This window comes from Crassaminicella thermophila, assembly GCF_008152325.1.
Lineage (GTDB): Bacteria > Bacillota > Clostridia > Peptostreptococcales > Thermotaleaceae > Crassaminicella_A > Crassaminicella_A thermophila.
The window spans coordinates 1013483-1028891 of the sequence record NZ_CP042243.1 but is presented as its reverse complement, the minus strand read 5'-3'; the positions used below and the strand labels follow the sequence as shown (position 1 = coordinate 1028891).

The window sequence follows — 15409 nt, the reverse complement described above, 5'->3', positions numbered from 1 at the left end:
GTATACTACTCTTATGGCTATTATGCTATTTTTAACTTTTTAAATAATTAAATTTTTTCAGCTGTTGTTTTTAAAATTGCTTCTTAAAAATATAAAAATCACTCTCTTCATTGAAGAAAGTGATTTTGTATTTGAAAGTATTCTATAATTTAATATTATTTTGCAGATAATTCAGTACCTTTTTGATAATATTTATTCATTTCTTTTTCTGGTACCATACTACCACCTGTAGCCCAAGCTATATGAATTGCATTTTTCATCTTATCTTTTAGATTTTTATCTTCTAAATATTTTTGTCCCATATCTGTTTTAAATAAATCAACTACTCCAGCAACACCTGCTAATGCAGAAGGTTCTAAATAAATTTTTTCTGTATCTGCTAAAGCCTTTAATAATACATATAGTTTATCATCATCTACTGTATAAACACCACTCAATAAACCTTCTAATGTTTTTCCAACAAATCCTGAAGCTCTACCCACTGCTAATCCATCTGCAGCTGTAACATTGTCGATTCCAAAGTCTTGAACACATACCTGATCATGTGCCTCTGTCATACAACCAATAAGCATACATGGAGAATGAGTTGGCTCAGCAAAGAAGCAGTGTACATTATCTTTATATACAAGCTTTAGTCCAAATGCAACTCCTCCTGGACCACCTCCAACACCACATGGAAGATATACAAATAATGGATGATCCTCATCTACAACTACATTTAACTCTTCAAGCTGTTTTTTCAATCTTGAAGCTGCAACAGCATATCCTAAGAATAAATTTTTAGAATTTTCATCATCTACAAAATAACTGTTCGGATCTAAATCTGATTGCTTTCTGCCTTCTTCTACTGCTTTACTATAGTCTGATTCATATTCAACAACATTAACCCCTTTGCTTCTTAAAAGATCTTTTTTCCATTGCTTTGCATCAGCTGACATATGAACAAATACTTTAAACCCAAGCTTTGCACTCATAATCCCAATACTAAGTCCTAAATTTCCTGTTGAACCTACTGCAATAGAATATTGTGAAAAGAATTTTCTAAATTCATCACTATCTAAAATAGAATAGTCATCTTCTTTTGTTAGCATGCCACTCTCTATTGCTAAATCTTCTGCATGCTTTAACACTTCATAAATACCACCTCTTGCTTTAATAGAGCCTGAAATAGCAAGGTGACTATCACATTTTAGCAATAAATCTCCTAATATTCTTTGATCATATACTTTCTCTAGATAATCTTTCATATTAGGAATTTTTACAGTTGGAGACTCTATAATACCATTTTTTTCTTTAGTTTCAGGAAATACTTTTGCAATATATGGTGCAAATCTTTCTAGTCTTTCTTCCGCGTCTTTTACATCTTCTTCATTTAAAGAAATATTTTCTATAGCTTCATGAAATTTTCCATACTTAGGATTTGTCCAAAATACTTCTTCTGTTGCTATTAGTTTATTAAGTAGTGGATAATCTTCCTTCCATTGTTCTATATCTTTTCCTAAAATCATTTTATTTTCCATATTTACCCCTCCTTCATTTTATAAATTTATAGACATGTCAAATAAATGGTAATAACAAGTCTAATCCCTGCAATAGTTTTAGAAAAACCCGTACTGCAATAAAATTATAGTACGGGTTTTTGCTGTATTTTTACATCTTTTACAAACCACTTCTTATTACTTTCCAGATACTTTTTTTATTTCATCGATAAAATCATTGACTTCACTTTCTAAAGTATCATATGACATAACCCATCTAACCAAATTTCTCTTTTCATCTAAAACATAAAAAAATGTCTTTTTCTGTAATGGCTCTATCCATTCCTTTGGTATCGTCGCCATGATTATATTGGCATCTACACTTGCTACTATGTTTATACCTTCTATATCTTTAACTGCATTATATAATAATTTTGTCATGTCGTTTGCCTGCTTAGCATTCTTAGCCCACAAATCATCTTCAAAAAATGCTAAGAACTGTGCAGATATGTATCTCATTTTTGATATTAATTGCATACCTTGTTTTCTTGCGTATTTTAAATTTTTAGTGCTTTCAGCATTAAAAGATACAATAGCTTCTCCATACATCATACCATTTTTGGTTCCTCCAAATGACAATACATCAACTCCTGTATCTGTAATCATCTCTTTAAATGTAACACCTAATGCAACTGCTGCATTAGATATTCTCGCTCCATCCACGTGAAGTAAAAGCCCATTTTTATGTGCAAAATCTGCAAGTTCTCTTATTTCATCGACAGTATAAACAGTTCCATACTCACTTATCTGACTAATAGAAATCACTTTTGGCTGAACCCTATGTTCATTTCCAACTGCTGAAAGAGTTTTTTCTATATCTTCTATTTTAATTTTGCCATTCTTAGATGGTACTTTTAATAATTTTGAACCAGTAAATCTCTCAAATGCACCACATTCATCCACATTTATATGAGCACTTTCGACGCATACAACTCCTTCAAATGGCTTTAGCATACTAGATAGACCTATAACATTTGCTCCTGTCCCATTAGGTACAAAGAATACATCTGCTTTTTCGCCAAATACTTCTTTAAATTTAGCTATAGCATTTTCAGTATAGATATCATTCCCATAAGGGTTAGCATGTTCAACATTACAATTACAAATAGCTTCCAAAATTTTTTCGTGTACACCTGAGTCATTATCGCTTCCAAACATTTTCATATTCATCTCTCCTTGTAAAGTTATTTATTTTATTATAGCAAACAACATAAACATTTTTAAATTTTAAAATATTTAAAAGTTATTTTATTGATAAACACAAAAATATACTTTAAAATGTAATTATACTCATTATCTTCTAAATATTCCATAAAATATATAGCATTTAAAATTACAGAAAGGTGGAACATAATGAAAACTATCGTTATATATAAATCAAAATCTGGCTTTGTAAAAAAATATGCAGAATGGATTGCCGAAGAATTATCCGCTGATATCTTTGAAGCTAAACACTTATCAATTGATAAGCTATTAAACTATGACACCATAATATATGGAGGTGGTTTGTACGCTGTAGGAATAAATGGCATTAAAATTATAACGAAAAACTTTTCTAAGCTCAAAAATAAAAATATAGTAGTTTTTGCTTGTGGAGCATCACCTTTTAAAGAAGAAATTCTTAATGAAATTAAAAATAATAATTTCAATCCTCAGCAGCAAAATCATATAAGCTTATTTTACATGCGGGGAGGCTTTGATTACAACAAATTAAACTTAATTGATAAAGTAATTATGCAATTACTAAAATTTCACTTAAAAAGAAAATCAAATCTAACACCTGCTGAAAAAGGTATGCTTTCAGCTTACACTAACCCAGTAGATTTTACTAGAAAGAAAAATATAGAAAAATTAATCGAATATGTAAATAGCATTAAATATTAATAACAAACATACAAGCAAAATCATCTTTATTAAAATATTCCTTATTTTACAAGTTTATCTAATTAAAGAAAAATAGGCGAAACTTACACATCAATAAAAAATGTGCAGATTCGCCACATAAACCACTTCTAATATTATTGTTTGATCCAAAAATATACAGTTCCATTTGGATCAATTGCATAGATAAACCCATCATTTTCACCTATTAGGAATTGACCTTTTTCAATATTATTTTTAATTTCGTTTTCATTCCACCATTTTTCATGTATACTTTTTAGATTTAAAAATTGGATAACTTAAAAAAACAATTAAAATGTCATAGTTTTTTGATATAATAAAAGAAATTATTTTATGAGAAAAATGGGGGGATGTGTAATGCCTTTTCTACTCTTATTAATTTTGTTCTTTTGGTTATTTCCTTATCTTATAATACCTTTTCTTATTTTCTCTATAATAGGATTTTTATTTTTAATTCCTTATGTAGTTTTCTTTAATTCATTTTTAAATGTATTAACAATACCATGGCAAATATTTAAAATAGCTTCAAATAAACAAATAAGAAAAAATCACAGTTTAGAACATGCAACAGTCAATGTATTAGAAGAAAGATACGGTAAATCTTTAAGAATAGGAGGCCTTGCGTATTCTAATGGCTTCTCGTTATCAGGTCCTGATCTTCCTTCCCCTTATGAAGTTTTAGATGCCACAAGAGAAGGTATTTATCGAATGAAAAAAGGAGAAACATATCTAGCACTACATCCAAGATGTGGAACATCAATAGCAACATCTACTTTCCTTTTATCTTTAGGCTTTATTATTGTACTCTTTTTTTTCAATAATTTATCCTTATTAAATATTGCAGGTGTTTTTATACTTGCTAATATACTTTCAAAGCCTTTAGGTTTAACAGTCCAAAGATTTTTTACAACATATACTGATATAAAAGATATAAGTATAATAGATATTTATGGTAAACCATCTACTTACAACTTTCCTTTTGAAATAATAATAAATCCTAATAGAACTTATTTTATAGAAACAACTTCAAATAAGAATAAATTGTTTTGGTTTCCATTTTAATTTTTATATAGCTTGTTGAATTATACTAAAGAAAATAATTATGAAGTTGAGAGTAACTTTTTTATTAATTTCCATGTGACTAAAAAACTCTCTAATGATACAATATAGATAAGATTTATTGAAAGGATGAATACTATGGAAAAAATATTACAACAAATACTAAATGAACTTAAAATAATTAAAACTGATATTAATAACCTTAAAGAAAGTCAACTACAAACCAATGAGCGTCTTGATAATATAGAAGTTGATATCAAACATTTAAAACAAGGCCAAACTAAATTAGAACAAGGCCAAACTAAATTAGAACAAGGTCAAACTAAATTGGAACAAGGCCAGAAAGAAATCAAAGATCACCTTGTTCAACTTGATACCCAAAATGCTGATAGACATATGGAAGCTTTTTCTAAAATTAAAACTATTGATAAAGAAGTAAAATTTATAAAACACAAACTTCATCAAACAGAAGAAGATGTATTTGATATAAAAGATCATCTAAAACTTATTAAATAAACCACTTGCTAAAAGTGGTTTTCTTTATACACAAAGAAACACTCAAATTCATTTATTGCTAAAAATACTCTCAAAAACCGGTTGAGTCTCTTCAACCCATTTATTAAATTCACGATTGTAAAACTTAGTATCCGAATTAACAGCAAAAGGTATTCCAACATTATAAAGTTGTTTAGACATATATTTTGCAAATTTTACTTGTTCATTAATAGAATAATCATTGCCATCATTGTAATTGCTAGGCATCCAAGCACCTACCCATGTAGGAATTCCTGTGTTTTTTTGCCATTCTAATGCGATATTAATTTTATTAGTGATTAACTGCTTTTCTTCTTCTGTTCCTGTTGTCCATAGTTTCTTTTCATTAGTTTTACTAGGGCCAGATGCATAAAAATGCCATTCTGCCATAATGTAGCCATTGCTCTTTGTTGGGATTTTGAGTTCTTTTAAGTAATCTGCGCCAGAACGTATTCTTGGAGAAATAATAATAATTCTTGTAGGGCTTATCTTTCTAATTTCAGTAACAACCTTTTCATAAAGTTCATTTAGCTTCTCTGTAAACTCATAATAAAAAATATAGTAAGTAAAAATATAATTGTTTTTCTCATTTTTCTTTCTCCTCTTTTAATAAATTCTTCAATCCCTGCTGCCCTCATACAAAATGTCAGAAAGGGGTTCCTGTCTTTTATAATTTGATGAAAATCATTTCTACATAATATTAATGAGTTTCTTGCAATCGTACACTCTTAGGGATTTCTTGAAGATTTGTTTTTAATAAAATCGTACTAGTTACTGCATTAGGAATATTTATACATTCTTTATTGAAAATAAATTTTGCATACACTGTTAATTCATTTTTATCTTTTTTTACCTTTTTTATCTCTATTTGATGAGCTGAACTAGATACAATCCCCCTTGTTATTACTATATATACTTCATTTTTTTCTTTATAAACTATCATGTTTTTAGAACATCGGATATCATACTCTTTTTGTAAATCTGCCATTTTTTGTGCTTTATCTAATTTAGAGTTTATATTTTCTTTTGTATTTTCATCATAATTATCTTTTAATGCAATTGTAGCTGTTTCATTAAATTCTATTGAATCACAATAATAATAAGATTCTAATATATTTTTCACTACATTAGGCATTGACTTTTCTTCTACAACCTCAAAATGTACTTTGTTTTTAGTACTTATGTAAATAAAAACAATTACAAATACTAATATAACAAAACTAATAGTTACCATTTTTTTATATTCATTAAATTTCATTATCTATTCCCCTCTTTAAAAAGAACTTAGTCAATTTTCTTGCTCACTATAACAAAATAGTTTATTCAACATCTACTTGTCCAGTTACTTCTAAGTTTAATATTATGTCTATCGAAACTATATAATTTACAATTTGATGTTTTTAACATAGAAACAAATCTTCCTGCATCATTCTTAAACCTTAGATGTTTGTTACTGTCTACATATATTCCATCTTTTTCTGGACTTCTACCAGGATTCCATATTGCTAAAATATCTTGTTTGTTTACATTAATTTTAACTTCTACTTCTTTAAAGTCTTCATTATTACCAATAATCTCTGAAAACTCTACTTCATCGCAATATACACTATCTGTCACATATACATTTTATTTTACTGTTTCATCCCAGCAGTCAAATGTTGATGATATATCAATATCCTTTTCTGCAAAAGTTAAGCATGGAAACATTGATTTCAATACTAAACTTAATAAAATAAATAATGATATTTTTTTCAAATTTATGTCAAAATCCCCTTTTTATTATTTTATTATAAATATTCTATAAAATAATATAGCACATCTTATTTGTGGAAAATGTAAAATTTTGTATTTTTTTATATGTTAAAATTGTAGCTATAATAGTGCATTTTGTAAAAGGAATAAGTTTCATCAATGCTCGACATAAGATAACTTATGCTTAACCACTGGGTAGAATATGATATAATATAGGTACTGGGCTAAACATAAATTAAGAAAACTGGGCAAAATTTTGTTAAACATAATTTACAGGATGTATTTATGTTAGACTTATTTGAAGAGTATCTAAGAAAGAATGGTAAAAGTGAGAATACAATCAAAAGTTATTTAAGACATATGAAGCTTTATTTGGATTGGTTTAAAGAATCTTTTGAAATAAATTTTAAGGGATTACATAGAGAAAATATTTTAGATTATAAGAGTTATTTGAAAAATATAAAAAAGACTCCGCTAAGACCATTAATGCTAAATTAGCAGCTCTTATTAAATTTAATGAATTTATGGTAGATGAAAACATTCAAAATAATATTGTTGTATCAAGGAAAGATTATATAAAGATCCAGTCTACTAATTTGTTATAGACTTGTATTTATTACCAGTTACTTTGCGTCTGGTGACACGGTTGCTGGTACTACCCCTATGAACTAGCATTTTCAAACATTATATAACTTTAAACAATAATTTAAAATTAAGCATAATAAAAAGCATCTACCATTCAAATAGATGCCCTTTATGATACCTAAATATGCATTTTATTTTTATAACACTTAAATTTTCTGTATATCCAAAGTCCAGCACAGCAGATACCAACTGCATTGATTAATATCTCACCTGTTTCTCCAAGTAATTCTATAACGATGACCTTTCCAGCTATCAATAATAATTTTAATAATATAAATAAAACACCAGATAATATAAAAGCAAATACAATAAATACTGCTTTTTTAGTAAAATACCACATATTATTTTCTATATAGCTTGACTACCGTCTCCACATGCGGCGTATGCGGGAACATATCCATACATTTTACTTTTTCTACTTTATATCCTGCCTTTTGTACCTCTACCAAATTTTCTGCTAAGCTTTTAGGATTGCAAGATACATAGACAATTTCAGGTGCCTTATAATTTAGTACCTTTTTTAATGCCTTTGGATGTACCCCTGCTCTTGGAGGGTCTAGTATAATAATATCTGGCTTTTCTTTTAACTCATCTATTTTTTTAAGTACATCTCCTGCAATGAATTTACAGTTTGAAAGTCCATTCAATTTAGCATTTTTATTGGCAGCATCTACTGCTTCTTCAATCAATTCTATACCAATCACTTTTTGTGCTTTTTTTGCTACAATTTGACCAATCGTACCTGTTCCACAATATAGATCAAATACAGTTTTATTTTCTGCATCCCCCATAAAATCTATTACAATGCTATATAATTTCTCTGCCCCTAGTGAGTTTGTTTGGAAGAATGAAAAAGCAGAAATTTTAAATTTAAGTCCTAGTATTTCTTCTGTGAAATAGTCTTGTCCCCATAAAACTTCTGTTTTATCACTTACAACAGCATCAGCAATATTATCGTTAAAAGTATGTAAAAAACCTACAAGCTTTCCTTCTAAATCAAGATTTTTTATCTTCTCTACTAATTCTGTCATATCAAAATTAATCTGGGTTGTAGTTACAAGATTTAAAACTATTTCTTCTGTTTTTTTCGCCTTTCTAACAACTAAATGTCTTAAATAACCTTCATGGGTTTTATTGTTATATAAAGGTACCTTCTTTTCTCTAAAATATTTTAGCATCGTTTTTAAAATACTATTAAAATCCTCATCAACAATTCTACATTTATCTACTGTTACTACATCATGAAATCTTCCTTTTTTATGCATTCCTAAAGTTAGTTCTCCGCCTTTTTTCTCATTACCAAATGAATATTCCATCTTATTTCTATAAGCAAATTCTTCTGGACTTCCTTCTATACCTAAAAACTCATAATCTTTTATTCCTGCTTCATCTAATAATTTTTTTACAAGCTTTGCTTTCATATATAGCTGTTTACTATAAGGTATTGTTTGATGAGCACATCCACCACAAACTCCAAAATGTTCACAAAAAGATGCTTCTTCTACTGGTGATCGTTCAATTACTTCTAGCAGCTTTCCTTCTGCATAATCTTTCCTAATCTTTTTAATAGCTATACGAACCACTTGATTTGGAATTGTATTTTTTACATATACTTTTTTCCCTTCATAATAGCCAATCCCTTTTGAAGGAAATTCTAAATCTTCTATTTTTATCTCTATAATATCTTTTTTCTTCATACATTCTCCTACTTTCTATATATTGATTATAAACCAACCCATCTTAATCCCTTCGGATAGTGGTTTTTTAACATATTGTTTGCAATTTTACACCATCCAATAGCATATCCATCAACGCTTACAAGATTCCAGCCTCTTTTTCCATCAAAATACATAGATTCCCCTTTTAAATAAGCTATAATTTCACTGCTGTCTGCATCCATAAAAATATTATTTTTCACTTCTTTATAGTTTAAACTCAATGCAAGTGCATGAGAAGGTTCAAATCTATTCTTTTTTATGATTCCTAAATGTAACCCTGGTCTAACTACTTTTAATTTTTCTAAATCAGGCACACCTTCTGGCAAAATATATAATTGATCACCAAACAATATAAAATATCCTTCTAAAGGATTTTGCAAATATTGTTTTGCAAAATCATAATAGTATTTTAGGCTCTTTTTATCTATTTTTTTTCTATTATTTTTTATCTTTCCTTCTTCTCCATCCTGTTTTTTAAGTACTGCTATAAAGTGGCCTTCTCCCTTTAGTTTGTGAGGCCATAATCTTATTGTCTTTCTTAAAGATAGCTCCTCTGATAAAATCCAATCTTCTCTTCCATGACTGAATCCTTCAAATCCTTTTACTTCTTCTATTGTAAATTCTGGATGTTTTTTTAAAAATTTTTCGATTACGCCTTCATTTTCTTCATGTGAAAAGGTACAAGTAGAATATACCAGTATCCCTTCTGGCATAAGCATTTTTTGTGCTTCTTCTAAAATATCTAGCTGCCTTTGTGCACACATGGACACATTGTCTAAGCTCCATTCCCTACAAGTAGCAGGATCTTTTCTAAACATACCTTCCCCTGAGCAAGGAGCATCAACCAAAATTCTATGAAAAAAGTTTTTAAACTTCATTGAAAGCTTCTGAGGGCTTTCATTTGTTACAATACAATTTTTAATGCCCATTCTTTCAATATTTTGAGATAAAATCTTACTTCTTGCTGGATAAATTTCATTCGCTACTAGTAGCCCTTCTCCTTTTAACTTTGCAGCAATATGCGTAGATTTCCCTCCAGGTGCTGCACATAAATCCAATACTCTATCTCCTGGCTGAGGGTTTAACAATGTTCCTACTGCCATAGCACTAGGCTCTTGTATATAGTAAAGTCCTGCTTCATGGTATGGATTCTTGCCTGGTTTATCTTCTTCCTTATAATAAAATCCTTCTTCTGCCCATAAAACCTTATTAAGCTTAAAATGACTTATCTTTAAAAATTCATCTATATCAATTTTAAGTGTGTTTACTCTCAATCCTTGTGTTTTCATCTCATTATAAGTTTTTATAAAACTTTCATATTCCTCTTTCAATAACTTTTTCATTCTCTCTTCAAATTCTCTTGGCAAATCAATCAAGATATCACCTCATTTGTAATATCATTATTATTTCCTTTTGATATAAATAATAAAGATCAATTTACAATCAGATAAAAAGCCGAGTATCTACTCGGCTTATGCGATCTCTTCAAAACATTCTATATATAAATCAGCTAAAGAAGAAATATCTTCTTTATATTCAAATGAGCTTTCATCTGCAATTGCAAAAGCCTTCATGCCAGCTCTTTTTGCCGCAAGCACACCAGCATAAGTATCTTCAAAAACCAAACATCTCTCAGGAGCTACACCTAAATCCTCAGCGACTTTTAAAAATATATCTGGATGAGGCTTTCCTTTTTTTACTTCACAGCTTGTACGTATAGAATCAAAAAAATTTATTATATTATTTCTTCTAAGGACTGCTTCTGCCAATTCTTTTGCATTGCTTGTACCAATTCCCATCTTTATTCCTTTATTTTTTAGCTCTTTTAGCAAAGGATATACCCCTCTTTTTAATTCTATCTTATTTTCATAATAATCTTTTGTCATCTCCATCCATTCTGCTTTTATTTCTTCTATAGAATCTTTTAATCCAAACCTCTCTTTGAAGTAATAGGCAGTTTCTGTAAAACTCATGCCTTCTATTTCTTTCTGCAAATCATCTGGTAATTCAATTCCTCTTTTTCCTAAATAGTCTATATCGATTTGTTTCCATATCCACATAGAATTTACTAATGTACCATCTAAATCAAAAATAACAGCATGAATATTTTTTAGCATCGTTTATCCCCTAACTTTCTTCATATATACTCTTTTTAGATTATCATATCTTATAATCTTATTCAATAATCAAATCTATGCATAAATAAAAACCCCTCGCTTTATGCGAAGGGTTTTGTTATTTTACTCATATTTTGTTTTAAAAATAACATCGTGAGGTTCTCTTCCTTCTTTGAACTTTACTTCACCAGGAGTAATACATCCTTGTACAGGGCATATATTTAGACAAAGATGACAACCAACACAATTATCATTAATTACTGGACGGCGTTTTTCTTCATCCCAGTCAATTGCTTGATGTGCCCCGTCAAAGCAAGAAATGTAACAACGTCCACATCCAACACATTTTTCATCATCAATTTTTGGTATAATTTTAAAATCACGGTCAAGTTCTTCTGCAGGGATGATATTTGGAAGAGCAATTCCAACCATTTCATCTAGTGAATTAAATCCTTTTTCTTCCATAAAGTAAGAAAGACCGCTAATCATATCTTCAACAATTCTGTAACCATATTGCATAATTGCAGTAGTTACTTGAAGGTTTCTACATCCTAGCATAATAAACTCAGCTGCATCTCTCCAAGTTTCAATACCGCCCATACCACTTATTTCTACATCTTTCAATTTTGGATGTTGCTTCATTTGAGCAATAAAACGTAGTGCTATTGGTTTACAAGCTGCTCCAGAATATCCAGAGATTGAAGATTTGCCATTTACAACAGGCATAGCTGTTAAATGATCTAAATCAAGGTTTGTTATAGATTTTATTGTATTTATAGCAGAAATACTATGCGCTCCACCTTCAATCGCAGCGATAGCTGGAATTTCCATATTACCAATATTTGGTGTCATCTTGGCAATCACTGGAATATGTGTAGCTTCTGATACAATTTTAGAATATTTTTTCACTAACTCTGGATTTTGACCTACATCTGAACCCATAGCATGACTAGTCATCTGTGGACATGAGAAGTTACACTCAATCATGTCAGCACCAGCTTCTGTAACTAATTTTGCAAGCTTTGCCCATTCTTCTTCATTACTACCCATAATAGAAGCTATAAGCACTTTATTTGGATAATCTTTCTTTAATTTTGACATCATTTCAAGATTCTTTTCAAGAGGCTTATCTGAAATTTGTTCCATATTTTTAAATCCTATCCATGGAGTGCCTTCTTTATTTCCATTGTCAAATCTAGGAGAACATTCATCAGCAATAAATATACCTACTGTTTTATAAACAACGCCGCCCCAACCTGCTTCAAGTGCTTTAGAACACATTTCATAATTGCTTCCTACAGGGGAAGAAGATAGACAAAACGGATTTTCAAATTTCACACCAAGATATTCTATTGATAAGTCCTTTTTGATTGCCATATTATCTCGCACCTTCTTTCTCTGCAGCTACTTCTTTATCAGTAGCTTCAATTTCTCTTATTGAAGTTAAATACTCATCTATACTATCAACAGCTACTTTACCTGCTGCAACAGCATGTACTACTGTTTTACCGCCATTTACTACATCTCCAGCAGCAAAAATATAAGGAATATTTGTTTTGCAGTCTGCCTCTTCATCTGCAACGACCAAATTCTTCTCATTAAGCTCAATATCCGCTACAATTTCTTTTAAGTCATCAGCCTTTTGACCAATAGCAAAAATAACCTTATCTGCCTTTAATTGAATCTTTGATTCTCCATCAGTACCTTCTCCTGTGATTGCAACAACCTTACCATCTTTTCCAAGAATTTCACCTGGTCTAAATGTATAAGCAAAGTTTACACCAAGAGATTGAGCAAATTTTAATTCTTCTTTGTTAGCAGGCATTTCTTCTTGTGTTCTTCTGTAAAGAACAGTTACTTTTTTAGCCCCAAGTAATCTTGCAGTTGTTGCACAGTCCATTGCAACGTCTCCACCACCGATTACAACAACATTTTCTCCAACCTCGATATCTCCATTATTTGGTTTAGCCGCTGCTAAGAAATCCACAGCAGTAGTAACACCATCTAAATCTACTCCTGGTATATCAATTGTTTTCGGTAATTGTGTACCAGTAGCTAGGAAGAATGCAGCATAACCTTCTTTTCTTAATTCTTCAATTGTAATATCTTTACCTACTTTGCAGTTGAATTTGAATTCAACACCTAAATCTTTTATGTATTGAACTTCTTCATCTACTACACTTTGTGGTAAACGAGATGGAATTATTCCATAAGTTAAAAATCCACCAGCTTTTTCTTTTTCTTCAAATACTGTTACCTTATAACCCTTAAGTGCAAGACCAGCAGCTGCAGCTAAAGATGCAGGGCCAGAACCGATACATGCAACTTTTTCTTTTGTAGCTTCTACTGCTTTAAGTATTTTCATACCGAATGCTTTTTCCTGATCTGTAACATATCTTTGTAATCTGCCGATTTGAATTGGTCTATCGATACCTGTTCTTGAACAAGCTTCTTCACAAAGCTTATCATAAGGACAAACACGTGCACATATTCCGCCTAATACATTATTTTCTCTGATAGTTTCAGCAGCACCTTTAATATTTCTAAAACGGATAGAACGTATAAATTTACCAGGATTTGTTCCTGCAGGACATGCTTTACTACATGGAGCATCATGACATAATAAACATCTTGCAGCTTCTTCCATAGCTGTACGTGGTGTGAAAGATGGTACAGCTTCAGTTAAATATTTTTGCTTTGTTTCCAAGTGCTATTCCTCCTTTAATTTGTTATTATTTTGCTAGACTAAACTCAACTTATCCAAAGTTGAATTTAGTCTATTTATTTTAAATATTCTAAAAAATTACAAATTACCATTCTAAAGGCTTATATGCATCTTCACCCGCTTCAGTAACTTTTAAGAAAATTGCTGCATTTCCTGCTACAGCTTTCTCAATATAGTCAGTACGCACTTTATCATATGGAGTATGTGCATACTGTTCTTGCATTGGAGAATATCCAATCGTAGGTTTTCTATCTATACCTGCTGTTTTGCTTCCATCTGTACCAAAATCCCAATAACCATATTTAACTGGTTGGCCAATCTCTTCTAATGCTTGTGCAGCCGCTTTAACAAATCCATGATCTCTTGGTGTTTTCCAAGGACTCATATCCTTTTTAGCATTGATTTCTACACCTGTATAAGATCTTTCTAAAGCAGATTTTACAATGACATCTGCTTTGAATTCAGGATCTAGCGCTGCTAATTCTTCAATAGCTCCTTGAATTTCTTTTATAGCTGTTTCGGCAGTTTCACCTGGAATAGTACGTCTATCAATAGAAAGCATACATCTATCTGGAACAATAGATAATGCTCCTGGAGAACATTCAATAATATTCAATGAAAGAGATGCTTGACCTAAGTCCTCATCAGCGGGAAGGTTAGGATATAATTCATCCTTTATCTTAGAAATTAGTGGCATTGCTTTATATATAGCATTAATTCCAAGCCATGGTGCACTTCCATGAGAAGTACGACCATAAACTGTTGCTAACATTTCAACACGACCTCTATGACCACAATAAAGTTTTAATGAAGTTGCTTCAGAAGAAACCATTGCATCGTAAGTCAATCCTTTTTCTGGTAAAGTCTTATCAATAAGATAACTCATACCAACCATCTCAGCAGGTTCTTCCTGAACTACACCAGTAAACATGAATTTTCCTTTAAATTTATAACCAAGCTCACGAAGTTTTAGCAATACAGCTCCAGCATAAATTTGAGCAGCTTCTCCACCTTTTACATCCGATGCAGCACGTCCATGTATACACTCTACCATTTCTTTTTCTGTTTTATCTTGATTATCAACTTCACAAATATCTATTTCTGCTCCATATGGATCATAACCTTCCCAGTTTGCTACATCACCAGGACTAACATGATCCATATGTGAATTGAACATAATAGTTGGCCCTTCTTCATCTCCATTAATAATCCCAACAATATTTCCTTGCTCATCTCTGAAATATTCATCATAACCTAATTTCTCCATTTCAGCTAATAACAATTCAGCTAATTGTCCTTCTTCTCCACTTATACTAGGTGTTTTGATTAATTTTTGCGCAAATTTAACGACCTCAGGTTTTAATTCTTTTGCTATTTCACTTAGCTTTTGAATCATCTCTTTACTCATTTTCTACACTC

The 15409-nt window shown here is 30.5% G+C and carries 17 protein-coding genes; 4 read left to right on the top strand and 13 right to left on the bottom strand.

The annotated features are described in order from the left end of the window. Positions 1-155 precede the first annotated feature (155 nt). The gene (locus tag FQB35_RS04795) at positions 156-1520 is read right to left on the bottom strand and encodes a D-serine ammonia-lyase (RefSeq protein WP_148808891.1); all 1365 of its coding nucleotides are present in this window, start codon (positions 1518-1520) and stop codon (positions 156-158) included. A 156-nt stretch (positions 1521-1676) separates the two neighbouring features. Continuing rightward, positions 1677-2702: a threonine aldolase family protein gene (locus FQB35_RS04790; protein ID WP_207707348.1), complete on the bottom strand. Its 1026-nt coding sequence runs from the start codon at positions 2700-2702 to the stop codon at positions 1677-1679. Positions 2703-2891: 189 nt separating this feature from the next. Here FQB35_RS04790 and FQB35_RS04785 point away from each other — a divergent pair, with 189 nt between their 5' ends. From FQB35_RS04785 to FQB35_RS04775, 3 genes are all read left to right on the top strand, one after another. After that, complete coding sequence (locus FQB35_RS04785) at positions 2892-3422, top strand: flavodoxin domain-containing protein (protein WP_148808889.1); 531 nt, start codon at positions 2892-2894, stop codon at positions 3420-3422. Positions 3423-3797: 375 nt separating this feature from the next. Then, positions 3798-4502 carry a DUF6391 domain-containing protein gene (locus FQB35_RS04780; protein WP_148808888.1) on the top strand — a complete coding sequence of 235 codons (705 nt, stop codon included), beginning with the start codon at positions 3798-3800 and terminating at the stop codon, positions 4500-4502. 135 nt (positions 4503-4637) lie between these two features. Continuing rightward, positions 4638-5015 carry a hypothetical protein gene (locus FQB35_RS04775; RefSeq protein WP_148808887.1) on the top strand — a complete coding sequence of 126 codons (378 nt, stop codon included), beginning with the start codon at positions 4638-4640 and terminating at the stop codon, positions 5013-5015. A 48-nt stretch (positions 5016-5063) separates the two neighbouring features. On the opposite strand, the gene FQB35_RS04770 is transcribed toward FQB35_RS04775, so the two are convergent. From FQB35_RS04770 to FQB35_RS16385, 4 genes are all read right to left on the bottom strand, one after another. Then, complete coding sequence (locus tag FQB35_RS04770; protein WP_408625490.1) at positions 5064-5591, bottom strand: cellulase family glycosylhydrolase; 528 nt, start codon at positions 5589-5591, stop codon at positions 5064-5066. Between the two features lie 142 nt (positions 5592-5733). Next, positions 5734-6291, bottom strand: a complete 558-nt coding sequence (locus FQB35_RS04765) for a hypothetical protein (protein WP_148808885.1) — start codon at positions 6289-6291, stop codon at positions 5734-5736. A 65-nt stretch (positions 6292-6356) separates the two neighbouring features. Next, positions 6357-6650, bottom strand: coding sequence for a hypothetical protein (locus tag FQB35_RS04760; protein ID WP_148808884.1), 294 nt, complete (start codon positions 6648-6650; stop codon positions 6357-6359). A gap of 9 nt (positions 6651-6659) precedes the next feature. Continuing rightward, the gene (locus FQB35_RS16385; RefSeq protein WP_269902705.1) at positions 6660-6788 is read right to left on the bottom strand and encodes a hypothetical protein; all 129 of its coding nucleotides are present in this window, start codon (positions 6786-6788) and stop codon (positions 6660-6662) included. 282 nt (positions 6789-7070) lie between these two features. Between FQB35_RS16385 and FQB35_RS04755 the strand changes: the two genes are divergently transcribed. After that, positions 7071-7283, top strand: coding sequence for a phage integrase N-terminal SAM-like domain-containing protein (locus FQB35_RS04755; protein WP_148808883.1), 213 nt, complete (start codon positions 7071-7073; stop codon positions 7281-7283). A gap of 265 nt (positions 7284-7548) precedes the next feature. On the opposite strand, the gene FQB35_RS04750 is transcribed toward FQB35_RS04755, so the two are convergent. From FQB35_RS04750 to FQB35_RS04720, 7 genes are all read right to left on the bottom strand, one after another. After that, positions 7549-7770, bottom strand: a complete 222-nt coding sequence (locus FQB35_RS04750; protein ID WP_148808882.1) for a hypothetical protein — start codon at positions 7768-7770, stop codon at positions 7549-7551. Position 7771: 1 nt separating this feature from the next. After that, positions 7772-9127, bottom strand: coding sequence for a 23S rRNA (uracil(1939)-C(5))-methyltransferase RlmD (gene rlmD / locus FQB35_RS04745; protein ID WP_148808881.1), 1356 nt, complete (start codon positions 9125-9127; stop codon positions 7772-7774). Positions 9128-9153: 26 nt separating this feature from the next. Beyond that, positions 9154-10524, bottom strand: a complete 1371-nt coding sequence (locus tag FQB35_RS04740) for an RsmF rRNA methyltransferase first C-terminal domain-containing protein (RefSeq protein ID WP_207707347.1) — start codon at positions 10522-10524, stop codon at positions 9154-9156. Between the two features lie 96 nt (positions 10525-10620). Then, positions 10621-11265 (bottom strand): HAD family hydrolase, encoded by a 645-nt coding sequence (locus FQB35_RS04735; protein ID WP_148808880.1) that lies wholly within the window; start codon positions 11263-11265, stop codon positions 10621-10623. Between the two features lie 123 nt (positions 11266-11388). Continuing rightward, a complete protein-coding gene (preA, locus tag FQB35_RS04730) occupies positions 11389-12642 on the bottom strand; it encodes an NAD-dependent dihydropyrimidine dehydrogenase subunit PreA (RefSeq protein ID WP_148808879.1) in 1254 nt (417 codons plus the stop codon). A 1-nt stretch (position 12643) separates the two neighbouring features. Beyond that, positions 12644-13972, bottom strand: a complete 1329-nt coding sequence (locus FQB35_RS04725) for an NAD(P)-dependent oxidoreductase (RefSeq protein WP_148808878.1) — start codon at positions 13970-13972, stop codon at positions 12644-12646. A 103-nt stretch (positions 13973-14075) separates the two neighbouring features. After that, positions 14076-15398, bottom strand: a complete 1323-nt coding sequence (locus tag FQB35_RS04720; protein WP_148808877.1) for a M20/M25/M40 family metallo-hydrolase — start codon at positions 15396-15398, stop codon at positions 14076-14078. Positions 15399-15409 lie beyond the last annotated feature (11 nt).